23 protein-coding genes are annotated in these 23,031 nt (G+C 60.5%); 17 read left to right on the top strand and 6 right to left on the bottom strand.

Going from position 1 to position 23,031, the window contains the following annotated elements; all coding sequences use genetic code 11:
* The first annotated feature begins 11 nt into the window (after positions 1–11).
* Together ACNQ62_RS04865 and aroB are read left to right on the top strand one after the other, a co-directional pair.
* On the top strand, positions 12–602 hold the full coding sequence (locus ACNQ62_RS04865; RefSeq protein WP_418094327.1) for a shikimate kinase: 591 nt from the start codon (positions 12–14) through the stop codon (positions 600–602).
* Positions 602–1,717 carry a 3-dehydroquinate synthase gene (gene aroB, locus ACNQ62_RS04860; RefSeq protein ID WP_306284827.1) on the top strand — a complete coding sequence of 372 codons (1,116 nt, stop codon included), beginning with the start codon at positions 602–604 and terminating at the stop codon, positions 1,715–1,717. Before ACNQ62_RS04865 ends, aroB begins: the two co-directional genes overlap by 1 nt.
* Positions 1,718–1,803: 86 nt before the next feature.
* On the opposite strand, the gene ACNQ62_RS04855 is transcribed toward aroB, so the two are convergent.
* Positions 1,804–2,328, bottom strand: coding sequence for a single-stranded DNA-binding protein (locus ACNQ62_RS04855; protein ID WP_005853386.1), 525 nt, complete (start codon positions 2,326–2,328; stop codon positions 1,804–1,806).
* A 220-nt stretch (positions 2,329–2,548) separates the two neighbouring features.
* Here ACNQ62_RS04855 and ACNQ62_RS04850 point away from each other — a divergent pair, with 220 nt between their 5' ends.
* On the top strand, positions 2,549–3,133 hold the full coding sequence (locus ACNQ62_RS04850) for a lytic transglycosylase domain-containing protein (protein ID WP_418094326.1): 585 nt from the start codon (positions 2,549–2,551) through the stop codon (positions 3,131–3,133).
* A 173-nt stretch (positions 3,134–3,306) separates the two neighbouring features.
* Complete coding sequence (locus ACNQ62_RS04845) at positions 3,307–3,834, top strand: hypothetical protein (RefSeq protein WP_037944222.1); 528 nt, start codon at positions 3,307–3,309, stop codon at positions 3,832–3,834.
* A gap of 73 nt (positions 3,835–3,907) precedes the next feature.
* On the opposite strand, the gene ACNQ62_RS04840 is transcribed toward ACNQ62_RS04845, so the two are convergent.
* The 5 genes from ACNQ62_RS04840 to miaA form a co-directional block, all read right to left on the bottom strand.
* On the bottom strand, positions 3,908–5,995 hold the full coding sequence (locus ACNQ62_RS04840) for a dipeptide ABC transporter ATP-binding protein (RefSeq protein WP_418094325.1): 2,088 nt from the start codon (positions 5,993–5,995) through the stop codon (positions 3,908–3,910).
* 95 nt (positions 5,996–6,090) lie between these two features.
* Complete coding sequence (locus tag ACNQ62_RS04835; protein ID WP_418094324.1) at positions 6,091–7,515, bottom strand: ABC transporter permease; 1,425 nt, start codon at positions 7,513–7,515, stop codon at positions 6,091–6,093.
* Between the two features lie 13 nt (positions 7,516–7,528).
* Positions 7,529–8,614, bottom strand: a complete 1,086-nt coding sequence (locus ACNQ62_RS04830) for an ABC transporter permease (RefSeq protein WP_288961089.1) — start codon at positions 8,612–8,614, stop codon at positions 7,529–7,531.
* A 261-nt stretch (positions 8,615–8,875) separates the two neighbouring features.
* Positions 8,876–9,664, bottom strand: coding sequence for an AraC family transcriptional regulator (locus tag ACNQ62_RS04825; RefSeq protein WP_418094323.1), 789 nt, complete (start codon positions 9,662–9,664; stop codon positions 8,876–8,878).
* Between the two features lie 103 nt (positions 9,665–9,767).
* Positions 9,768–10,658 carry a tRNA (adenosine(37)-N6)-dimethylallyltransferase MiaA gene (gene miaA, locus ACNQ62_RS04820; protein ID WP_418094322.1) on the bottom strand — a complete coding sequence of 297 codons (891 nt, stop codon included), beginning with the start codon at positions 10,656–10,658 and terminating at the stop codon, positions 9,768–9,770.
* A gap of 99 nt (positions 10,659–10,757) precedes the next feature.
* On the opposite strand from miaA, the gene pyrH reads away from it, so the two are divergent.
* From pyrH to lpxB, 13 genes are all read left to right on the top strand, one after another.
* Positions 10,758–11,486, top strand: a complete 729-nt coding sequence (pyrH, locus tag ACNQ62_RS04815; RefSeq protein WP_009826990.1) for a UMP kinase — start codon at positions 10,758–10,760, stop codon at positions 11,484–11,486.
* A 99-nt stretch (positions 11,487–11,585) separates the two neighbouring features.
* Complete coding sequence (gene frr, locus ACNQ62_RS04810) at positions 11,586–12,149, top strand: ribosome recycling factor (protein WP_005853404.1); 564 nt, start codon at positions 11,586–11,588, stop codon at positions 12,147–12,149.
* Positions 12,150–12,212: 63 nt separating this feature from the next.
* Positions 12,213–12,956, top strand: a complete 744-nt coding sequence (gene uppS, locus ACNQ62_RS04805; RefSeq protein ID WP_005853406.1) for a polyprenyl diphosphate synthase — start codon at positions 12,213–12,215, stop codon at positions 12,954–12,956.
* A gap of 23 nt (positions 12,957–12,979) precedes the next feature.
* Entirely contained in the window at positions 12,980–13,774 is a 795-nt protein-coding gene (locus ACNQ62_RS04800; protein ID WP_064216563.1) for a phosphatidate cytidylyltransferase, read from the top strand.
* A gap of 10 nt (positions 13,775–13,784) precedes the next feature.
* On the top strand, positions 13,785–14,957 hold the full coding sequence (gene dxr / locus ACNQ62_RS04795) for a 1-deoxy-D-xylulose-5-phosphate reductoisomerase (protein ID WP_037944229.1): 1,173 nt from the start codon (positions 13,785–13,787) through the stop codon (positions 14,955–14,957).
* A gap of 4 nt (positions 14,958–14,961) precedes the next feature.
* A complete protein-coding gene (gene rseP / locus ACNQ62_RS04790) occupies positions 14,962–16,314 on the top strand; it encodes an RIP metalloprotease RseP (protein ID WP_418094321.1) in 1,353 nt (450 codons plus the stop codon).
* A gap of 120 nt (positions 16,315–16,434) precedes the next feature.
* Positions 16,435–16,557, top strand: a complete 123-nt coding sequence (locus ACNQ62_RS04785; protein ID WP_005853414.1) for a hypothetical protein — start codon at positions 16,435–16,437, stop codon at positions 16,555–16,557.
* Positions 16,558–16,807: 250 nt separating this feature from the next.
* The gene (gene bamA / locus ACNQ62_RS04780; protein ID WP_418094320.1) at positions 16,808–19,078 is read left to right on the top strand and encodes an outer membrane protein assembly factor BamA; all 2,271 of its coding nucleotides are present in this window, start codon (positions 16,808–16,810) and stop codon (positions 19,076–19,078) included.
* 7 nt (positions 19,079–19,085) lie between these two features.
* Positions 19,086–19,637, top strand: a complete 552-nt coding sequence (locus ACNQ62_RS04775; RefSeq protein ID WP_037944231.1) for an OmpH family outer membrane protein — start codon at positions 19,086–19,088, stop codon at positions 19,635–19,637.
* A gap of 68 nt (positions 19,638–19,705) precedes the next feature.
* On the top strand, positions 19,706–20,164 hold the full coding sequence (gene fabZ / locus ACNQ62_RS04770) for a 3-hydroxyacyl-ACP dehydratase FabZ (RefSeq protein ID WP_005853421.1): 459 nt from the start codon (positions 19,706–19,708) through the stop codon (positions 20,162–20,164).
* The gene (gene lpxA, locus ACNQ62_RS04765) at positions 20,164–20,946 is read left to right on the top strand and encodes an acyl-ACP--UDP-N-acetylglucosamine O-acyltransferase (RefSeq protein ID WP_005853423.1); all 783 of its coding nucleotides are present in this window, start codon (positions 20,164–20,166) and stop codon (positions 20,944–20,946) included. The genes fabZ and lpxA overlap by 1 nt, the downstream gene beginning before the upstream one ends.
* On the top strand, positions 20,946–21,737 hold the full coding sequence (locus tag ACNQ62_RS04760) for an LpxI family protein (protein ID WP_418094319.1): 792 nt from the start codon (positions 20,946–20,948) through the stop codon (positions 21,735–21,737). The genes lpxA and ACNQ62_RS04760 overlap by 1 nt, the downstream gene beginning before the upstream one ends.
* The gene (lpxB, locus tag ACNQ62_RS04755) at positions 21,734–22,885 is read left to right on the top strand and encodes a lipid-A-disaccharide synthase (protein ID WP_418094318.1); all 1,152 of its coding nucleotides are present in this window, start codon (positions 21,734–21,736) and stop codon (positions 22,883–22,885) included. The genes ACNQ62_RS04760 and lpxB overlap by 4 nt, the downstream gene beginning before the upstream one ends.
* The last annotated feature ends 146 nt before the right edge of the window (positions 22,886–23,031 follow it).

The following is a 23,031-nucleotide window of genomic DNA, read 5'->3' as shown; positions in this document are numbered from 1 at the left end:
TTCACACAAGAATGAGCGAAATTCAGCAATCCCCAGCCGATACGGCCCAAAACACCCCTCGGTACCATCTTAAGAAGACGGTTGTCATGGTGGGTATGATGGGCGCAGGTAAAACCGCCGTGGGCCGCGCTTTGGCCGCGAAACTCGGCGTGCCCTTTGTGGACAGCGACCACGAGATAGAGGCCGCTGCCAATCTGACCGTGCCCGAAATCTTTGAGCGCGACGGCGAGCCCTTCTTTCGCAAGCGCGAGACCGAAGTGATCTCGCGTCTGCTGGATAAAGAGCCCGGCATCCTGTCGACCGGCGGCGGTGCCTTTCTGGCGCAAGCCAACCGCGAGAATATCTCGGCGCGCGGGGTGTCAGTGTGGCTGGATGCGGATCTTGATCTGCTGTGGAACCGTGTCCGGTACAAGACCTCGCGCCCGTTGCTGCGCACCGCTGACCCACGCGGCACCCTGACCGAGCTTTACGAAAAACGTGTGCCAATCTACCGGCTTGCGGATATGACAGTTGCCAGCACGCCGGCACTGTCGATTGACGCGATGGCGCAGCGCGTGGTGGATGCGCTGGCGGATCGTCCAGATGTACTTGAGGTGCTGTGATGCGAGAAACGGTTCATGTCGGTCTTGAGGGCCGCGCTTATGATGTGGTGATCGGCCCCGATCTGCTGGCGCAAGCAGGCGCGTTGATTGCCCCGCTGTTGCGCCGCAAACGTGTTGTGGTGGTCAGTGATGAAACGGTTGCGGCGCACCATCTGGACAGTTTGCGCGCCGGACTGGACGCCGCTGACATCAGCGTCGAGGCGCTGGCATTGCCGCCGGGCGAGGCAACAAAATGTTGGGCAGAGCTGACCCGCACGGTCGATTGGCTGATGGATCAGAAGGTCGAACGCAACGATGTCGTGATTGCTTTTGGCGGCGGTGTCATCGGTGATCTGGTGGGCTTTGCCGCCGCGATCCTGCGCCGCGGTGTACGCTTTGTGCAAATCCCGACCTCGCTTCTGGCGCAGGTCGACAGTTCGGTCGGGGGCAAGACGGGGATCAACGTATCACAGGGCAAGAACCTTGTCGGCGCGTTTCATCAGCCGTCCCTTGTATTGGCCGATACGGCCGTGCTTGGCACATTGCAGACGCGCGATTTCCTCGCCGGATATGGCGAGGTCGTCAAATACGGGCTGCTGGGGGATGCGGCCTTCTTTGACTGGCTCGAGGTGAACGCCCCCGCGATGGCCGCTGGCGATATGGCGCTGCGCGTAGAGGCGGTGCGCCGGTCTGTGCAGATGAAGGCCGATATCGTGTTGCGCGACGAAAAGGAACACGGCGACCGCGCGCTGTTGAACCTAGGCCATACCTTCTGCCACGCGCTTGAGGCGGCGACGGGCTATTCCGACCGGTTGCTGCATGGCGAAGGTGTGGCGATCGGCTGTGCGATGGCGTTTGAATTGTCCGCCCGTTTGGGGCTTTGCGCGCAAGAGGACCCCAGCCGCGTCCGCGCGCATCTGCGGGCCATGGGGATGAAGACCGACCTGCGCGACATCGACGGAGATCTGCCGGACGCCGCCTATCTGCTTGATCTGATGGGGCAGGATAAAAAGGTCATCGACGGCAAGCTGCGCTTTATTCTGGCTCGCAGCATTGGCGATGCTTTTGTCACCGCCGATGTCCCCAAGGACGCGGTGCTGCAGCTGCTGGACGACGCGCTGGCTGAACGCCACTAGGGGGCCACGCCGACGCGTCTTAAGTCACGACAAAGAAAAAGGCGGGGGAATTCCCCGCCTTAATTACGTTTGGTATCAGATTGATATCAAAATGGAATTTCATCATCCAGATCGCGCGAGGAACCGCGACCACCGTCGTTGCCACCGCCCGAGGGGCCACTGTCATATCCGCCGCCGTAGCCGCCCTGATCCGACGGGCCACTGTCGTAGCCGCCACCGCCGCCGCCGTAGTTGCCACCACCACCGGAACCACCACCGTCGCGGCCATCGAGCATGGTCAGCGTACCGCCAAAGCCCTGCAGGACAACTTCTGTGCTGTATTTGTCTTGACCGGACTGGTCTTGCCATTTGCGGGTTTGCAACTGGCCTTCGATATATACTTTGGAACCCTTCTTCAGGTACTGCTCTGCGATGCGCACAAGCCCTTCCTGAAAAATCGCCACCGAATGCCATTCGGTCTTTTCGCGGCGCTCGCCGGTGTTGCGGTCTTTCCATGTCTCGGATGTCGCGATGCGCAGGTTGCACACTTTGCCGCCGTTCTGGAACGAACGCACTTCGGGATCGCGCCCCAGATTCCCGATTAGGATCACTTTATTCACTGAGCCGGCCATGATGCCCCCATTTGCTGCAAGTTTACGGGCCACGCGCGAATCCCGCACGCACCTTGGATTGGCCGACGTTATACCCAGCAGGGTTTGCGATAAACAGGGGGAAGGCGGGATTATCGCCGTTGCGACCCACGCAGATGTGACAGGGGGCAATAAAGGGTGGCACCAACGGGTCAGTTTGATATGGTCTGCGGGAATTGAGACTGCGTGGGGCAGGGACAATATGCGAATTTTACTAACGGCGGCGCTGTGCTGCCTTTCTGTGTGCGCAGCACCGGTTGCTGCCGATGTGTTTTCATCCAAGAACCGAACCAAGCTTTTTGCGTCCCAGACCAAGATTTTGGACACACGGGCGTCAAAACAATATGCGGCCTCTGTCCGGCTGCAGCCACAACGCGTGGTCACCCCGACAAAATGGGACACACCCAAATATCGCGGCAAGTACAAGGGCGTCTATCTTGGCATGGCGCGCGAAGCCGCGATGCGCCACGGCATTCCGGCGGATCTCTTCTTGCGTCTCGTGCAGCAGGAAAGCGGCTGGAACCCTGCGGCGCGGTCGCATAAAGGCGCGCTTGGTCTGGCGCAGCTTATGCCGGAAACGGCGCGGATCCTGCGCGTGGACCCGACCGACCCCTACGAGAACCTTGATGGCGGTGCACGATACCTCAAGCGTCAATATCAGGCGTTCGGGTCATGGAACCTCGCGCTTGCGGCCTATAACGCGGGGCCGGGGGCGGTGAAGAAATACGGTGGCATCCCGCCCTACGCCGAAACCAAGAACTATGTGAAGGTGATCGCGGGTCTGTGATGCACCGCGATAAGTGTCTGTGAATACTATATATTTTGCCGCTTTATACTGATTTCCGCTTGCCGTTTTTCGCGGCGATGGAACCATATCGCCACGGCTGATGTTCCCTTTCCACAGCGTCAGCAGGTCGTCTTCTACGGTCTGCGCGCATCAGAAAGATAAGGAGCATTCGCATGTTCAACTCAGTTAAATCGATCGCCTTGGCCACGGGTGTCAGCTTGGCCGCATTGTCCTCTGCCGCATTTGCGGACGACAGCGTTGCCTTCTCCGCGATTGACGTAAGCTCGTCGATCAACGCCGCGCAGGACGCTAACGCGATGGAATACTACCCCCAGATCACCGAGGATCTGAAAGCCGCCGTGGCCGCCCGCGTATTGGGCAGCGATGATGCCAGCGATCCGACGATCAACATCGACATCCGCAAAATCTCGCTGGATGGGGATACGATGCTGAGCGACAGTCAGGAATTTAACGAGATCGAAGGTGTGGTGGACATCACATCACCCAATGAATCGATCGGCGCACGCAGCTTCCCTGTGAATGTCGCCGCCTATTCGGTCGATCAGGTCGTGCCCGAGGGCTATGTCGCTGTGTCCCCGACCGAGGGTGTTTTTTACGAAGTCATGATCAACGGTTTTGCCGATGAGGTGGCCGAACAGGTCGGCAATCTGAACACCGCAGGTAGCGGCGTCAGCAAATAAGCCACCCTGCCTCGATCAGGCAGAAGCGGCCATCGCACATGCGGTGGCCGTTTTTTGATGCGTAGCGAAGGGTTCAGCGCGCCGTAACGTCCATCTCGATCACCGGCTCCATCGCCGCAAGCTGCGCGTCATCCAGATGACATTTTACCGTATGCCCCGCCGCCAGCGCCCGCAGCTCTGGCACCTGCGTCTCGCACAGATTTCCCGGCACCCGAGATTTCCATCGGCAGCGCGTCTGAAAGGGGCAACCGGGCGGCGGATTCATCGCCGACGGAACATCGCCTTCCAGCACGATATGTTTTTTCTTCACCCGCGTGTCGGCAATCGGCACCGCAGACAGCAGCGCTTCGGTATAGGGGTGATAGGGCGGAGAGAACACCTGATCCGTGGTGCCCAATTCGACCACATGCCCCAGATACATCACCATCACCCGGTCGCTAAGGTATCGCACGATGCTCAGGTCATGGCTGATGAACAACAGACAGGTCTGTTGCGCCTGCTGGATCTCCATCAAAAGATCCGTCACCGCCGCCTGAACCGAGACATCAAGCGCCGAGACGGGTTCATCCGCCACCACGATCCGCGCGTCTCCGGCAAAGGCACGGGCAATCCCCACGCGCTGTTTCTGCCCGCCCGACAGTTGGCGCGGCATGCGGCTGGCGAATTCCCGTGGGAGTTTGACCAGATCCAGCAGCTCCAGCATGCGCGCCTTACGGTCGCGCGCGGATGTGCCCACGCCAAACACTTCAAGCGCGCGAATGATCTGGCGACCCACGGTCATTGACGGGTTCAATGTGTCGAAAGGGTTCTGGAACACCATCTGGATATCAGCGACGGTCTGTGTCCCCCGATCCTCGATCGCGATGGTCCCGATATCACGGCCATCCAGCAGCAGATGACCGGCTGTGGCCGTCTCCAGCCCCATAAGAACCTTGGCAAAAGTGGACTTGCCGCAACCGGATTCCCCAACGATGGCAAGGGTTTCACCCGCGCGCGCTTCAAAGCTCAGCTCTTCGTTTGCTTTAACCACTTTGGTACCGGTGCCGCCAAACATGGAATGCGCCGCCACCTGATAGTATTTCTTGAGCTTGTCCATTTTCAGAACGACGTCGCCAACCTCGCCCTTCGACTTGGTCGCCGCATGCGCCATCGGCGCGGCCCAGTCGATTTCATCGTGGCGGATACAGCGGGTCGCGTGACGCGTGTTTTCGGGCACGTCCAGCATCGGAATGGCACCCTGATCGCAGCGCTCTGCGACAAAGTAATCACAGCGCGGGCCAAAGTTGCAGCCCTCGGGGCGTTCGTGGGGCAGGGGGAAATTGCCGGGGATAGCGACCAGCGGGCGCGCGGTCTTGTCGGCACCGGGCAGCGGGATCGACCGGAACAGAGCCTGTGTATAGGGATGACGCATGCCGTCGAACACATCCGCAATCGACCCGCGCTCGACCGCCTCGCCTGAGTACATGACACAGATGCGATCGCAGGTGTCCAGCACCAGCCCGAGGTTGTGGCTGATGAACAGCATAGAGGTGCCGTATTTGCGCCCCAGATCTTTGACCAGATCAATGATCGCCGCCTCGACCGTGACATCCAATGCTGTGGTCGGCTCGTCCAGGATCAGCAAGGACGGCTCTGACATCAGGGCCATAGCGATGACGATGCGCTGCTGTTGACCGCCTGACAGCTGATGCGGATAGGACTTGAGGATACGTTCGGGGTCCGGCAGCTTGACGTCGGTCACCAATTGCAAGGCGCGGGCATGGGCCTCGCGTTTCGACATGCCACCGTGGATCATCGGCACTTCCATCAACTGCTGCCCGATCCGCATGGCGGGGTTCAAAGAGGCCATAGGCTCTTGATAGATCATCGCGATTTCGCTGCCCCTGATCTGACGCAACTCAGCGGCACTCATCTGGGACAGATCGCGCCCCTTGAACTTGATGGACCCGCCCACGACCCGCCCATTCACCCCAAGGTCCTGCATCACGCCCAAGGCGACCGTTGATTTACCACAACCGGATTCACCAACCAGCCCCACAGCCTCGCCCGGTTTGACCGAGACCGAAAAATCCATCACCGCCGGAATTTCGCGCAGCCGTGTGAAGAAAGAGATCGACAGCCCGTCGATCTCCAGAATTGGCCCGTCATATGCCTCGCCCATGTCCAACTCCCTTACCTTCAACCGCAACCATATACTTCATTTTGCCAAGTAAACTCCGGGGTGCGGGGGCTGGCCCCCGCCGCGGCCATCCCAAATCAATCCCGCAAACTCTCTTCGCGCAGCCCATCCGCGAGCAGGTTCAACCCCAGCACAAGGCTGAGCAAAGCCAGCGCCGGCGCGATTGCCGCATGGGGGTAGAGCGCCAGCAGGCGCCGCCCTGCGTTGATCGTGGTGCCCCAATCGGGGCTCTCGGATTCCAGTCCCAGGCCAAAGAACCCAAGCGTGCCAAGCAGGATCGTTGTATAGCCGATGCGCAGGCAGAAATCGACGATCAGGGGGCCGCGGGCATTGGGCAGGATCTCCCACAACATGATGTACCACGGTCCTTCGCCGCGGGTCTGCGCGGCCGCCACGTAGTCGCGTGTCTTTATGTCCAGTGCGAGCCCGCGCACGATCCGGAATACTGTGGGCGCGTTGACGAAAACCACCGCGACAAAGACCACCAGCAACCCCGGCCCGATGTCGAGGAAATCCACAAACGCAGGCAGGCCCGGGATCTCGTAGGTCTGGGTCCGCACCAATGCCCCATCGTCCGAGATCATCGCGAGGTAAAGCCAGCCCACCAGCCCCAGTACCACGACCAGCACTGGCGTGCGGGTGCTTGGCTGCGTGCGCAGACGTGTGTTGAGCAGCACCCCAAGGAACACCAGCGGAAAGATGAACAGCACAATTGCCATGTAATTCGGCAGTCCGGTCAGCACAATCTCGGGGGTGACCAGAAGATAAAAGATCAAGATCACCGGAAAGGCGAGGATCAAATTGGCAAGAAAGCTCAGGAATACGTCCAGTTTACCGCCATAATAGCCCGCAGGCAGCCCCAGCGTGATCCCCACCATAAAGGCAAAGACTGTCGCCATCGGCGCGATCTGGATCACCACCCAGGCGCCTTTGATCAGGCGGCTGAACACGTCGCGGGCAAGGTTATCGCCGCCCAGCAGGAACCACGGGTAGTCGCCATCCTCAGCGCGGGCCAGTGGTGTGCCGGGAAGCTTGTTCTTCATGCCCGAGGTCTGGCTGAGGCTGTCGTGGGTCACGATCATGTCGAACACCCCGCCGAACAGCCCCGTATAGACCCAGAACATCACCAGCCCAAAGCCGATCATACCGACGGTGCTGTCAAACAGTTTGCCATAAAGCCCCAGCCGGCGTTTGAAGGTGATCGACAGGGCAAAGGTCACGATCAGCGCAATCCAGACGGGCAGCAGACGCTGCGCCATGCCGCCAAAGATGCCGGCCTCGGCACCCATGAAAATGCCCCCGACGACATAGACCATCAGCAACGCCGTCGCCGCCGCGATCCCCGCCGAGGTAAGCTGCCCCAAGCGGCGCACCCCCGCAGGGGAAGTCGGCAGCAGGGGCCAGACCATCTGCGTCGCGATGCCAAGCAGCACGACCAGTACCGCGCCCCCCAGCAATGGGTTCACCCAGTCCAGCGCACCTGTCCATGTCAATGGGTCCATCTGCATTGTCTCCTCAGGTGATCCGGATGCGCGGGTTCAGCACGACATAGCCGATGTCCGAGATCAGCTGCGTTGTCAGCACCACGATCACCGACACGACCGACACGGCCAGCAACAGCTCGATGTCATTATTCGACGCGGCGCGGACCAGCAGCCAGCCGAAGCCCTTGTAGTTAAAGAGGGTCTCGACGATGACGACTCCGTTCAGAAGCCACGGGATTTGCAGCATGATTACCGTGAACGGCGCGATCAGTGCATTGCGCAGAGCGTGTTTCAGGACGATGTTGCCAAAGCTGACCCCCTTCAGCCGCGCCGTGCGGATGTATTGCGCGGTCATCACCTCGGTCATCGAGGCACGGGTCATGCGCGCGATATAGCCCATCCCGTAAAGCGAGATGGTGAGCACCGGCAAAAAGAAATTCCAGAAGGTCGCGTCTTTCATCGCACTGGCAGCGGAGCCCAGAAACAGCGTTTTGCTGTCGATCCAGCCCCAGTCGGCCAGCAGGGGCGACAGCCCAAATCGCGAGGAGGCGAGCAGGGCGATGAACACGACACCAGACACATATTCAGGCGTCGCGGTTGTCAGGATCGAAAAGGTCGACAGGGTCCGGTCCGTCCGCGACCCTTCGCGCATCCCCGCCAGCACGCCCACAATCAGCGCCATCGGCACCATCAGCAGGATCACGCAGCCCATCAACTTGCCCGTCAGCGCCAATCGCGTCAGGACAGTGGGGCCGACATCCTCTTGGAAAACTGTGGAAAATCCCCAATCCCCTTGCAAGATTCCGCAAAAGCGGCGGCGGTCGCCCTCGGGCGTGTCTTTGGTGTAGCACCGCCCGAAACTGGTGCCGTCATCCTCTTGCGTCACCCATCCGGGCATGACGCCCAGCCATTGGCCGAATTTGACCGGCAGCGGGTCAAGATAGCCGCGATCCCCCAGATAGCTTGCGACCGCTTCGTCTGACATGCGGAAGTTGCCTTGGGTCTTGGCGAGCTTTTCGAGGTTCGGATAGAGGTTGGTCAGCCAGAACACGATAAAGGTCAGGCATAGCGCTGTTACCACCATCACGCCCAAACGGCGCAATATGAAAATACCCATGTGATGACCCTGTTGCGCGGCGGTACGGCGACACCTTGAAGGCGCGCGGCTGCGTTTGAATTTGTCGCAGCGCGGTCCGGCTTTTGCCGATACGTTGCGCGCTGCGCGGCTCCCTTATTATCCGCTTTCGGCCATGACATTGGCGGTGCGGATGTGTTTTTCTTGAATACCAGTCAGCCACAGGTCGCGGTGGCAGGTCAACTCGGTACTTTGGAAAAGGGCGCTTCCCACAGCGTCCTTGCAGGCACCGGCCCCGACGCGTCAGGCCGCCGTTGCCCGCAGGCGCGAGGGTGTGAGGCCAGTGTGTTGCTGCATGAACCGTGTGAAATAGGCGGCAGAGCCAAAGCCAAGGTGGCGCGCGATATCCTGGGCGGAATGCTCTGTCGTGCCAAGCAGATGCCGTGCCTCATGCACCACCCGTTCGGTCAGGATATCCGCTGCAGTCTTGCCGGTGGCGGATTTTACGGCCCGTGACAGATGCGTCGGCGTGACCTCCAGGCTTTCGGCGTATTGCGCCATCGGCGCGCCGCTGCTGTAGTGTTCACAGACCATCTGACAGAACCGCGCGCTTAGCCGTGCGGCGGCGTTGCGCCGGTTGGGGACATGTTCGTCCTGCATGATCTGGCGCCGCAGCCAGACCGACATCAGCGCCGCGTGCCCCTCTAACGCGTCGTGATACAGCGGGCGCTTGGCCTGTTGTTCGCGCTGCGCGGCTTCGATCAGTCCGGTCAGTTCGGTCTGGGCCTGCACATCCCGAATACGCAGGTGGCGCGGCATTTGGGGCAGGCGCAGCTCGGTGCTGTCGGGGATCACCACCGCTTGCCCGATGCCCTGCCGCCCCATATCAAGGGCAAAGAGCGCACGGGCAGGGATAAACACCGCGTTATGCGCCCCCAAGCCGCGCCGCTGGCCGTCAAGCTGCAGCACCCCCTGACCGCGGGTGATCCAGATCAGCATATGCACAGGCCGGTCATGACAAAGCTGCACGCGCCAGTCCTGCCCTTGCGACAGTTGCGCCAGCGTCAGCAATTCGATCGTGTTCTCTGTCATTGCATGACCCTATCAGCAAAAGACAAGTGAACACTATCGTTATACAGAGATACGGAAAGATAAAGGCAGTAAAAGATAATTTCGCCGTTTTGGCAACTGCGTGCTAGCCCGGCACATATTGCAGCCAATCGGCGGTGTTCTTGCGCATCCACGTGCGCTGCCGCTTGGCATATTGCCGTGTCGCGATGATGGCATCCTGTCGCGCCACGTCAAGCGGAGTCGTTCCGTCAAGGTAGCGCATCAGCTCGGGCACGCCGATGGCACGGTGCGCGGGCAGGGTGGGGTCGTAATTGGGGCGCACGGCGGCAACTTCGTCCAGCGCGCCTTGGTCCAGCATCTGGTCAAAGCGACGGATGATCCTGTCGTTCAGCCAGTCCTTTGACGCGGCAACGGCGACAGGCTGACAGCGATCCATCGGCAGGACGGGCGGCGGGGTATCATCTTGCCACGCGGCCAGCCCGCGCCCTGTCGCTTGCTGCACCTCCCACGCACGCTGGACGCGCATGGGGTTATAAAGATCGATGCGGCGCGCCGTCTCTGCATCAAGCGCGTCGATCATCGCCGCGCGGGTCATGGTGTTGCCCGCGGCGCGCACCGCATCGGGGGTCGGGGGAATGTCCACCAGCCCCTTGGTCAGCGCCGCGAAATAAAGCCCCGTGCCACCGACAATGATCGGGCGTGCGGGCTGGCGCAGCACCTCGGTTACCTCTCGCAGCCAGTGGCCGACCGAATAGGGATCGTGTGCCGCGACATGGCCATACATCAGATGCGGTGCCAAGGCCTCTTCCTCGGCTGGGGGGCGGGCCGAGATCACGCGCCAGCAGCCGTAGACCTGACTGGCATCCGCGTTCACAATCACCCCGCCCTGAGCCTGCGCAATCGCCAGCGCCAGCGCCGATTTACCTGACGCCGTGGGCCCCGCAATCAGGACAGGCGCGGCAGGGTCGATAGAGGAAACCACATCAGAGACGCGGGACAACGGGGCATCTGGCATTTCTTTGCGTGAACCTCTGACGGAGCATTGAATGTTTGCGCTATTTGCGACATTTTACGGCGCAATGAAAACCCCTCCCACACCCTGAAAGGTGCGCCCATGCCCGAGAGCCAGTCAAAAGTAACATTCAACCGGGTCATGCTGAAGATTTCAGGCGAAGCATTGATGGGCGATCAGGGGTTCGGGCTGAACCCGCCAACGGTGCAACGCATCGCGAACGAGGTCAAATCGGTGCATGATCTTGGCGTCGAAATCTGCATGGTCATCGGGGGCGGCAATATCTTCCGCGGGCTGCAAGGATCGGCCCAGGGGATGGAACGCACCACCGCCGATTATATGGGGATGCTGGCCACCGTGATGAACGCGCTGGCGATGCAATCCGCGCTGGAGGAACTGGGCATCCACACGCGGGTGATCTCAGCGATCACAATGAACGAGGTCGCCGAACCCTACATCCGCCGCCGCGCCGTGCGCCACCTTGAGAAAAAGCGCGTGTGCATCTTTGCCGCGGGCACCGGCAACCCCTATTTCACCACCGATACCGCCGCGACGCTGCGCGCCAATGAAATGGCCTGCGAAGCGATCTTCAAGGGCACCAAGGTCGATGGTGTCTATGACAAAGACCCCGCCAAATTCGACGATGCGGTCCGCTATGATGCCGTCAGCTATGACGACGTGCTGCAAAAGCGCCTGGGGGTCATGGATGCCTCTGCCATCGCCTTGGCGCGCGACAACAACCTGCCGATCATCGTCTTCTCTCTGGACGAGCCGGGCGGCTTCAAGGGGATTCTCGCGGGCGAGGGCACATACACACGGGTTCAGGGCTAGGCCCCAACCTACGATAGATGCGGGGCTCCCTATACAAGGGGGGCTTGATCGCGTTATATCGGTTCAAATCTAGATAGTTACAAAACCACCGGGGACATCATGTCAGACGATTTTATGCTGGACACAGACGATCTTGAGCGGCGCATGAACGGCGCAATCGCATCGTTGCGCACCGAATTTGCCTCTTTGCGCACAGGCCGCGCGTCCGCTTCTATGCTGGAGCCTGTGATGGTCGACGCCTATGGCAGCAGCACGCCGATCAACCAGGTGGGCACCGTCAACGTGCCCGAGCCGCGGATGGTCACCATCAATGTCTGGGACAAGGCGCTGGTCGGCAAGGTCGAAAAGGCGATCCGTGAATCCGGTCTGGGCATCAACCCGCAGCTGAACGGCACCATCATCATGCTGCCGATCCCCGAGCTGAACGAGGAACGCCGCACCCAGCTGACCAAGGTCGCGGGGCAATATGCCGAAAGCGCCCGTGTATCGATCCGCAACGTGCGTCGCGACGGGATGGACCAGATCAAGAAAGCCAAGGCCGACGGCATGTCGGAAGACGATCAGAAAGTCTGGGAGGGTGAGGTTCAGGACATGACCAACAAGTTCATCGCCCAGATCGACGAGCAGCTTGAAAGCAAACAAGCCGAGATCATGCAGGTTTAAGTACCTTATTCGATGCGCGCGACCCCAAGGTCCGCGCATCGGCCTGCAGTTCGATAAGGATAGATGATGCCTGCTGCGACCGACCAGACCTTCCAGCTTGTCCCAGGGGCACCGCGCCATGTTGCGATCATCATGGACGGAAACGGCCGTTGGGCGACCCAGCGAGGGCGTCCGCGTCTGTTCGGGCATCATGCCGGTGCCAAACGCGTGCGTGAAATCGTAGAGGCATGCCCCGATTTCGGCGTCGAATATCTGACGATCTTTGCCTTCTCGACCGAGAACTGGAAACGTACTCAGGTCGAAGTGGCCGGGCTCATGAGCCTGTTCCGCCGCTATATCACCAAAGAGACCAAGGCGCTGAAAGCCAAGGGCGTGCGCGTCCGGTTTATCGGTGACCGTGTCCGGCTCGATGCGAAACTGGTCAAGCTGATGAATGTGCTAGAAGCAGAGACCGCGGAAAACACCCGGACCCATCTGACGATTGCGCTGAACTACGGCGGTCGCGACGAGGTCGCGCGCGCGACGCAGCGGCTGGCACAGGACGTCGCAGCGGGTCTGCTCAGCCCTGAGGACGTCGACGAAGAAACCCTGCCGCGCTATCTGGACACCCATGTATTGCCGGACCCCGATCTGGTGATCCGCACCAGTGGCGAGGCGCGGATATCGAACTTTCTGCTGTGGCAATCAGCCTATGCCGAATATGAATTCATTGATACGCTCTGGCCCGACTTCACCAAAGCCGAGTTTGGCAATCTTTGTGCGGCCTTTGGCAATCGCGACCGGCGCTTTGGTGCCGTGTCCTCCTGATCGTACGACGAAAGGAAAGCACTATGACACCTTCTTCGGAACGCTGGTCCGACCTCACGGCGCGCGTCGGTTCGGCGCTGGCGATGATCGTGGTCGGTCTGGGCGGTATCTATCTGGGCGGGCCCGTGTTCCACGTTCTCGTCGCGATCATTTGCGGCGTCATGGCGTGGGAACTGGTGGGGATGTTGAACCCGTCAAACCGCAGCGCACGGAGGCAGATGGGCTTGCTGGTCGGGGCAGCGACGCTCGCCGCGATCTACCTGCCCGTGGGCTTTGCCCTGCCGGTGCTGCTGGCCCCCGCGTTGGTGGGCTTTGGCCAGTTGGAAAAGCACCGCACCATTTTCATGTGTTTCACCGTGATGATCATGCTGGCCGGTTTCGGGCTAACGCAGGTTCGCGATGATTTCGGCTTTGGCTGGCTGATGTGGCTGGTGCTGGTTGTGGTGATCACCGATGTCGTTGGCTATTTCGCCGGCCGTGCCATCGGTGGGCCGAAGTTCTGGCCCAAGGTCAGCCCCAAGAAAACATGGTCCGGCACGGCGGCGGGCTGGATCGGGGCCGCGGCTGTCGGTTTCCTGTTCTCGATCAACACCGGTGTGGGCTTGCAGCTGGTCGGTGTCTCTGTCGCCATGTCGATGGCGTCGCAGATGGGTGATATGGCGGAATCCGGGATGAAGCGTCGCTTGGGGGTCAAGGACAGCTCTAACCTGATCCCCGGTCATGGCGGTTTGCTGGATCGGTTCGACGGTATGCTGGGGGCGGCGCTGTTCCTGCTGATCATTGGTCGTTTCCTGACCATCACCCCCGCGCTAAGCTGATCTTCATCCCATGAAGAAAGTCAGTATTTTCGGGGCCACGGGCTCTATCGGGCAGAATACCATTGATCTGATCGCGCGCGCGCCCGACGCCTATGATGTCGTCGCGCTGACCGGTGCCAGCAATATCGCGCAGCTGGCCGAAGATGCGCAGCGGCTGAACGCGCAGCTTGCCGTCACGGCCCATGAGCATCTGCTGGACGACCTGCGCGACGCGCTATCGGGCACGGGGGTAGAGGCCGCCGCCGGACCCCAAGCCATCAACGAAGCCGCCGCACGCCCCGCCGATTGGGTCATGTCCGCCATCATCGGGGCCGCGGGTCTGGCACCGGGGGTGGAGGCGTTGAAACAAGGGGCGACGCTGGCCCTTGCGAATAAAGAGTCGCTGGTCTGCGCCGGTCAGCTGATGCTGGATACGGCCATGGCACATGGGGCCACCATGCTGCCGGTCGATAGCGAACATTCCGCCGTGTTTCAGGCCCTGATCGGCGAGGATATCTCGGCGGTGGAACGGATCATTATCACCGCCAGCGGCGGGGCGTTTCGCGATTGGCCGCTGGAAAAGCTTGCCGATGCCACGCTAGAGCAGGCGTCGAGCCATCCGAACTGGGACATGGGCCAGCGCATCACCATCGACAGCGCGTCGATGTTCAACAAGGCGATGGAAGTCATTGAAACGCGTGAATATTTTCGCGTGGATCCCGACCAGATCGAAGTGTTGGTACATCCGCAGTCGATGATCCATGCGCTGGTGGGGTTCAATGACGGTGCCTTGATGGCGCATATCGGCCCGCCCGACATGCGCCACGCCATCGGCTTTGCCCTGCATCATCCCGACCGAACGCATTTGCCGGTAGAACGGCTGGATCTGGCAAAGATCGGCAGTTTTGACTTCCGCGCCCCCGATGACATCCGTTGGCCCGCCCTGCGCCTCGCGCGCGAGGTGATGGCGCGTGGTGGCATGGCCGGTGCGGTGTTCAACGCCGCCAAAGAGGTCGCGCTGGACGGGTTTATCGGCGGCAAGCTGCGCTTTCCCCAGATGGCCGAGATCGTCGAAGACACGATGGAAGCGCTTTTCCCTGACAATGGGGTGATCGATGCGGCCATCACACTTGATAACGTCGCACAGGTGGACCATCTGGCAAGGCAGGCCGCATGGGCCGCAATAACAAAGAGGGCAGGGTAGAGTTTTGGATATAATGGCATTGATCCCGCAGTTTGGCGGGCTGATCTGGACGCTTCTGGCTTTTGTGATTGCCCTGTCGGTGATCGTCGCGATCCATGAATATGGTCATTATATCGTCGGACGCTGGTCCGGCATCCACGCCGATGTCTTCTCTCTCGGGTTTGGCCCTGTGATCTACAGCCGCTTCGACAAACGCGGCACCAAGTGGCAGATCGCCGCGCTGCCCTTTGGCGGCTACGTGAAATTCGCGGGCGATGCGGATGCGGCCTCGGGCAAGGATGTGGCCGCGATGGAAGCGGCCGAAGCGGACCCCAAGCGGTTGCGTGCCACCATGCACGGTGCGCCGCTATGGGCGCGTGCAGCCACGGTCGCTGCGGGGCCGGTGTTCAACTTTGCCCTGTCCATTCTGGTTTTCGCGGCCATCGGCCTGTCGGTCGGCGTTCCGCGTGACCCGATGACCGTCGGGGAATTGCACCCGCTGCCGTTTGAACAGAATGAACTGGTTGAAGGGGACGAGATCGTCTCTATCGGCGGGGTGACCCTGCCGCCGGTGTCCGATGCCACCGCCTATGCCGATGCCTTCGCCAGCATCCCGCTGGACCAGCCGCTGCCCTATGAGGTGAACCGTGGCGGGGAAGTCGTGACCGTGGATGGGCCTTACGTCATGCCATCGCTGGTCAAGCAGGTGATGCCGCAATCGGCGGCCTATGAGGCCGGTCTGAAAAGCGGCGATGTGATCACCTCGGTTGATGGGGCAGAGATTTTCGCCTTCCGCCAGTTGAAGACCGCTGTTGAAGCGTCTGAAGGCACACCGCTTGAACTTGATATCTGGCGCGACGGACAAATGCTGGACATTACCCTGCGCCCCAAAGTGACGGACGAACCGCAGCCAGACGGCAGCTTCAAGTCGCAGATGCGCATTGGCATCGTGGGCGGCACCGCTTTTGACACCGCCACCACGAACCCTGGCGTGCTTACAGCGCTCTGGGGTGGGGTAGAGAACACAGGCCGGATCATCAGCGGGTCGCTGTCGGGTCTCAAGCATATGATCGTCGGCAATATCAGCACCTGTAACCTGAGCGGCCCGGTGGGGATCGCGCAAACCTCTGGCGCGATGGCGTCGCAGGGCGCGCAAAGCTTCATCTACTTTATCGCGGTGCTGTCGACGGCGGTCGGTCTGCTGAACCTCTTCCCGATTCCGGCGTTGGATGGCGGGCATCTGGTGTTCTACGCCTATGAAGCCGTGACCGGCAAACCACCCAGCGATGGCGCGTTGCGCATCCTGATGACCATTGGTCTGACCTTGGTGCTGGGGTTAATGGTCTTTGCCTTGGGTAACGATTTATTCTGCCCTTAGGCGATATTTTGCCGCCTAAAAGGGGGTAAAAAGTTACAAAAGTCTTATTGCTGCCTTAATTGGTCAAACGAGCGCCGCAATCGCCTGCGATATTCGATCCAAGTTACAAAGGATACGAGTATGCAGACGTTCAAGACAAGTTATCGCGGTTTGAGCCTTTTGGTTGATCTGAACTGGGACCGCGCTTTGTACTTCGGCTTCCTGATCATCGCGCTGACCGCCGGCGCGTGGATCGGCGCATAACGCCGTTCTCTCTCCCTATCCCTGTGCCCTCCCGCACTCTATCGTGATCCAACTGGCCGCCATACACTCTATATAGGTGCATGGCGGTCTCTTCGTTTTGACAAAGGCCGCTAACCTGTCTAGTCAGGACGAAAGAGTTTTTTGACAGCGGGTAGGGCAAATGATGCACAACGACAGGTGGAATAAGCCCACCGAAACAGCGGTTTTCACTCCTTTTGCGAAATCCTTGCGCAGCGCTTCTTTTTGCGTAATGTTATCAGTGGCTTGGCTGGTGCCAGCGCCACATGCTGACGCGCAAAGCTATCAGTTCAACACAGTTCAGATCGACGGCAACGAACGGATCGGCGACAGCGCCATCCTAAGCCGCGCAGGAATCGCGCGTGGTCGGGCGATCAGCGCGGGCGAATTGAACGATGCTTACCAGAACCTTCAGGCGTCCGGCCTGTTTGAAAGCGTAGCACTTGAACCGCGCGGCGGGACATTGGTGATCACGGTCGTAGAATTCCCCACCATCAACCGCATCAGCTTTGAAGGCAACGCGCGCATCGACGACGAAGCGCTGGCTTCGGTCGTTGATTCAGACGAACGCCGCGTCTTTAACCCGACCCAAGCCGAAAAAGACGCCAATGCCATCGCGCAGGCCTATAGCAACGACGGCCGTATCGCCGCCCGCGTCCAGCCCAAGGTCATCCGCCGCGACCAGAACCGCGTTGATCTGGTATTTGAAGTCTTCGAAGGCGACAACGTCGAGATTGAACGCCTGAGCTTTGTCGGCAACCGCGAATATTCGGACCGTCGTCTGCGCCGCGTTCTGGGGACCAAGCAAGCGGGCCTGTTCCGCCGTCTGATCAAACGCGACACTTTTGTGCCCGAACGCATCGAGGCCGACCAGCAGATGCTGCGCGATTTCTACCTGTCGCGCGGCTATGTCGACATGCGCATTTCGGCGGCGAACGCTCAGCTGACCGAAGAACGCGACGGCTATTTTGTGCAGTTCAACGTGCAAGAGGGGCAACAGTTCAAGATCGGCGAACTGACCGTGACCTCGACCATCAACGGGGTGAACGCCGACGATTATCGTGGCGTAATCAAGACCAAATCCGGTGCCGTCTATTCACCGTCGCTGGTCGAGACGGATATCGCCCGGATGGAACGCAAAGCCATCCGTGACGGCGTAGACTTTCTGCGGGTCGAACCGGTCGTCACGCGCAATGATCGCGACCTGACGCTGAACGTCGAATATCGCATCTCTCGTGGTCCACGTGTCTTTGTCGAACGGATCGACATCGAAGGTAACACCACCACGCTTGACCGCGTTGTGCGCCGCCAGTTTGACAGCGTAGAGGGTGACCCGTTCAACCCGCGCGAAATCCGTGAAAGCGCCGAGCGTATCCGCGCCCTTGGTTATTTTGAAAGCGCCGAAGTCAACGCCCGCGAGGGGTCTTCCCCCGAGCAGGTCGTCGTTGACGTGAATGTTGTGGAACAGCCGACAGGCTCGCTCAACTTCGGTGGGTCGTTCTCGTCTAGTGACGGGATCGGCGTCGCGGTCAGCTTTGCCGAGGATAACTTCCTGGGACGCGGCCAAAAGCTCAAGCTGACGGTCAGCACGGCTGAAGATGCACAGCGCTATGGCTTCAACTTTATCGAGCCGAGCCTCTTGGGGCGTGATGTGGCGTTCGGCCTGAACCTCGATTATGCCGAAACAAGCTCGTCCTATAACTCCTTCGACACCGAACGTATCGTCTTCCAGCCGACCCTGTCGTTCCCTGTCAGCGAAAACGGGCGGTTGAGCCTCAACTATACCTATGACGATCTTGAGATGTCAGAGCGTGACGATACCACAACCGGTTTTGTCGTCGCAAATGACATCGCCGCAGGCCGTCAGGTGACCTCTTCGATCGGGTATAACTACAGCTACGACACCCGCCGCGCCGGTCTGGACCCGACTTCGGGTGTGCTGCTGCAATTCGGGCAGGATTTCGCAGGTCTAGGGGGTGACACCAAGTTCGTGAAAACCACCGCCAAAGCCATCGGCGAAAAGCGTATCTTCAACGAGGAAGTTACCCTGCGTGCCACCTTGCAAGGTGGGGCATTGGCATGGAGCGAAGGCAACAACCGCGTTTCCGACCGCTTCTTGATCGGCCCATCGATCATGCGCGGCTTTGAAACCGGCGGCATCGGCCCGCGCGATCAAAGCAACGGGTCTGACGACTCCCTTGGGGGTAACCTCTTTGTGGTTGGTAGTCTTGAGGCGGAATTCCCGCTGGGCCTGCCCGAAGAATACGGCATCAGCGGCGGCGTCTTCTATGATGTCGGCAATGTCTGGAACCTCGACGATGTAGAGATCCCTCTGGGCTCGTCTATCGTTGGTGAATCCGGCTCGTTCCGCCACGTGATCGGTGTCTCGCTCTTCTGGGATACGCCTGTTGGTCCCTTGCAGTTCAACGTCTCTAAAGCCTTGAAAAAAGAGGACTATGACGAAGAACAGAAGTTCGAAGTGACCCTGCGGACCGATTTCTGAGGCCGTTATGAAACTGCGGGCACTCTTGATTTGCCTTCTGCCGGTACTGCCCCTTGCGGCGGTGCCGGTTTTTGCACAACAGCAGTCTGAACGGCGCGTGGTGCAAAGCCCGATCCTGACCATCGATTCAGATCGTGTGTTCAATGAAAGCGCCTTTGGTCTGCGGGTGGCGGATGACGTGGAAACCCAAAGCGCTGAAATCTCTGCCGAAAACCGTCTGATTGAAGCGGATTTGAAGGCCGAGGAGCGCAAGCTCACCGATCAGCGCAGCAAGCTCAGCCCCGATGCCTTCAGCGGGCTGGCGGATGCCTTTGACGAAAAGGTGCAGAAAACCCGCGCGGCGCAAGCGGCAAAGGGGCGGGCGTTGAACGAATTGGTCGAGAAGGAACGCCAGGTGTTCCTGGCCGCTGCGGGCCCTGTGTTGGAACAGATGATGCGTGAAGCCGGGGCGGCCGTGATCCTTGAACGCCGGTCGGTCTTCGTCAGCGCCAACGCCATCGACATCACCGACGAAGCCATCGAGCGGCTTGATGCGTCGGTCGGCAGCGGCAAGAACTGATCCCCCCGCTTGCCCATGGCGGCCAGAATTGGTAGCCAGCTTACAGCTTTTAACAGACAGGACATGCAATGACTGACACCCTGCCAAGTGCCGATATCCAGATGATCCAGCGGATCATTCCGCACCGCTATCCCTTTTTGCTGGTCGATAAAGTGGTCGATATTCAGGGCACGCAAAGCGCTGTCGGGATCAAGAATGTCACGATGAACGAACCGCATTTTCAGGGGCATTTCCCCGGCATGCCGATTATGCCCGGCGTCACCATCGTAGAAGCGATGGCGCAGACCGCTGCGGTGATGGTCGGTGTCACGCTGGAAATGGCGGATAAGGACATGAAAGTCTATTTCATGGCCATCGACAAATGCAAATTCCGCCGCAAGGTCGTTCCTGGTGACGTCGTCCGGATGGAGCTGAACACCCTGCGCGGCAAACCCGGCGGTAAAGTCTGGAAATTCGGCGGCGTCGCGTCGGTCGAGGGTGAAATGGCGGCCGAGGTTGAATTCACTGCGATGATGGACCTGTCCTGATGGGCAACATCCACCCAAGCGCCGTGATCGAGGAAGGGGCGCAGATCGCGGCCTCTGCCAAGGTCGGCCCGTTCTGCGTCATCGGCCCTCGGGTCGTGCTGCATGACAACGTTGAGGTGAAGTCCCACGCCATCGTCACCGGCGACACCGAAGTCGGCGAAGGTACGGTGATCTTTTCCTTCGCGGTGATCGGTGAAATCCCCCAAGACCTTAAGTTCAAAGGGGAATCCAGCCGCCTCGAAATCGGCAAACGCAACCGTATCCGCGAACATGTCACCATGAACGGCGGCACCGAAGGCGGTGGCGGCGTGACCAGGATCGGCGATGACGGGCTGTTTATGGCGGGCTGTCACATCGCCCATGACGCCATTCTTGGCGACCGGGTGATTGTGGTGAACAACGCCGCCGTCGCGGGCCACTGCATCATTGAAGACGATGTTCTGATCGGCGGGCTGGCCGGTATCCATCAATTCGTGCGCATCGGTCGCGGGGCCATCATCGGTGCTGTGACGATGGTAACCAATGACGTGATCCCCTACGGTCTGGTGCAAGCGCCCCGAGGGGTCTTGGACGGGCTTAACCTTGTCGGGCTGAAGCGTCGCGGTGTCACCCGCGCCGACATCACGGCCCTTCGCGCGGCGTTCCAGATGCTGGCGCAGGGCGAGGGGACATTCCACGACCGCGCCCGTCGTTTGGGCGAGGAAACCGGCAGCGATTACGTCCGCGAGATCGTCGATTTCGTGCTGGCCGACACGGGCCGTCACTTTCTGACACCGGGTTGATGCTGGCGCTGATCGCAGGGGGCGGCGGACTGCCTCAACGGGTGGCGGGGGCGCTGGCCGATGCGCCTTTGATCTGCGCCTACGAGGGGACGACACCCGTCGGGCTGGTGCCGGATCTAGTGTTCCGGCTTGAAACGCTTGGCACTTTGCTGGCCGAGCTGACTGCGCGCGGCGTGACGCAGGTGTGTTTCTGCGGCACCGTGGCTCGGCCGTCCTTTGATCCGTCCAAACTGGATGCGGCAACGCTCCCTTTGGTGCCGGTCTTCCAGAAAGCCCTTGCTGTGGGGGACGACGGTGCCCTGCGCGCCTTGGTCGATATTTTCCAGACAGCGGGGTTGACCGTCGTTGCCGCCCATGACCTCGCGCCCGACTTGATGGCGCGCGAAGGCGTGCTTAGCCAGCGTCAGCCGGATGCGCAGATGCGCGATGACGCCGCGCGGGGTGCTGCCCTGGTGCGCTGCCTTGCGCCGATGGATGTGGGGCAATGCTGCGTTGTCGGGCAGGGGCAAGTCATGGGGATCGAGGCGATTGGCGGCACAGATCACCTGCTGTCGACCCTGCCTGATAGTGCGCGCTTGGCCAGCGCGGTGCTGTTTAAAGGTCCGAAACCCGGCCAAAGCCATCTTGTCGATATGCCCACCATCGGGCCCGACACCCTGCGCCGCGCCCATGCGGCAGGGCTGGCGGGTGTTGTGATCGAGGCGGGGTCCGTCATTCTTCTGGAGCCAGACGCCTGCGTCGCCTTGGCGGATGAATTAGACCTCGTGCTATGGGCAAGGGCCGCGACATGAAGGTGTTCATCATCGCGGGCGAACCTTCGGGTGACCGATTGGGGGGGGCGCTGATGGCAGGGCTGAAATCCCTGCGCCCCGACATCACCTTTGACGGGATCGGCGGGACAGATATGGCCGCCGAAGGGCTGACCAGCCGTTTTGATATGTCCGAACTGTCTGTCATGGGCATCGCCGAGATCCTGCCGAAATACAAATCCTTGATGGCGAGGATCAACGAGACGGCGCAGGCCGTGATTGAAGCAAAGCCCGATGTGATGATCACCATCGACAGCCCCGATTTCTCGCTCCGCGTGGCCAAGCGGGTCAAGGCGGGGTCGGATATTCGCACGGTGCATTATGTCGCGCCCACAGTCTGGGCCTGGCGTCCTGGGCGCGCGAAAAAGATGGCGCGGTATATCGATCACGTGCTTGCACTTTTCCCCTTCGAGCCGCCCCTGATGGAGGCCGAGGGCATGGCATGCGATTTCGTCGGCCATCCCGTGGTAGGAGAGAAGATCGCCACACACCGCGAAGCCGCTGCCTTTCGTCAAGCCCATGAGATCGGCGACGCCCCCCTGATGCTCGTCCTGCCCGGATCTCGGCGGTCAGAGGTGGCGCGTCTGTCGGATGTGTTCGGCGATGCGGTGGCCCGTTTTGCCCGGACACATCCGGATCTGCGCGTGGTCATTCCCGCCGCCGGTCCTGTGGCAGACGCGGTCATTGCGCAGACCCAGGGCTGGACGGTGCGCCCCATCGTGCTGGACCCGCGTGCGGGCAGCAGGGAGGAAGGTGCCGCGATGAAACGGGCGGCTTTTGCCGCCGCGGACGTGGCACTTGCGGCCTCTGGCACCGTGTCGCTGGAACTGGCCGCCGCATCGCTGCCGATGGTGATCGCCTACCGGATGAACTGGCTCAGCTTCCGATTGATCAAGGCGATGGCGTTGATTGATACGGTGACTTTGGTGAACCTTGTTTCCGACACGCGCGTCGTGCCGGAGTTTCTGGGCCCCGATTGCACCGCCGATAAGATCGCTGGCGGTTTGGCGCATGTCTTTGCGCATCCCGAGGATCAAAAGGACGCGATGGCGCTGACGATGGAGCGGCTCGGCAAAGGGGGCGAGAGCCCGGGCCTGCGCGCGGCGCGGGCGGTATTGGCAAAGCTATAGGTCTAGAGGCTGGCTATAGAGTAAAATGAGGGACGCTGCCCCTCAAACTCATGACGCTAAATGAGGGGCGCTGCCCCTCAAACTCACTACCCCATATGAGGGGCGCTGCCCCTCAAACTCCCCGGGATTTTAAACCATTTGGAAGG

It is taken from the genome of Sulfitobacter sp. SBS6, from assembly GCF_048285585.1.
Lineage (GTDB): Bacteria > Pseudomonadota > Alphaproteobacteria > Rhodobacterales > Rhodobacteraceae > Sulfitobacter > Sulfitobacter pontiacus.
This window is presented reverse-complemented; position numbering and strand designations above follow the sequence as displayed.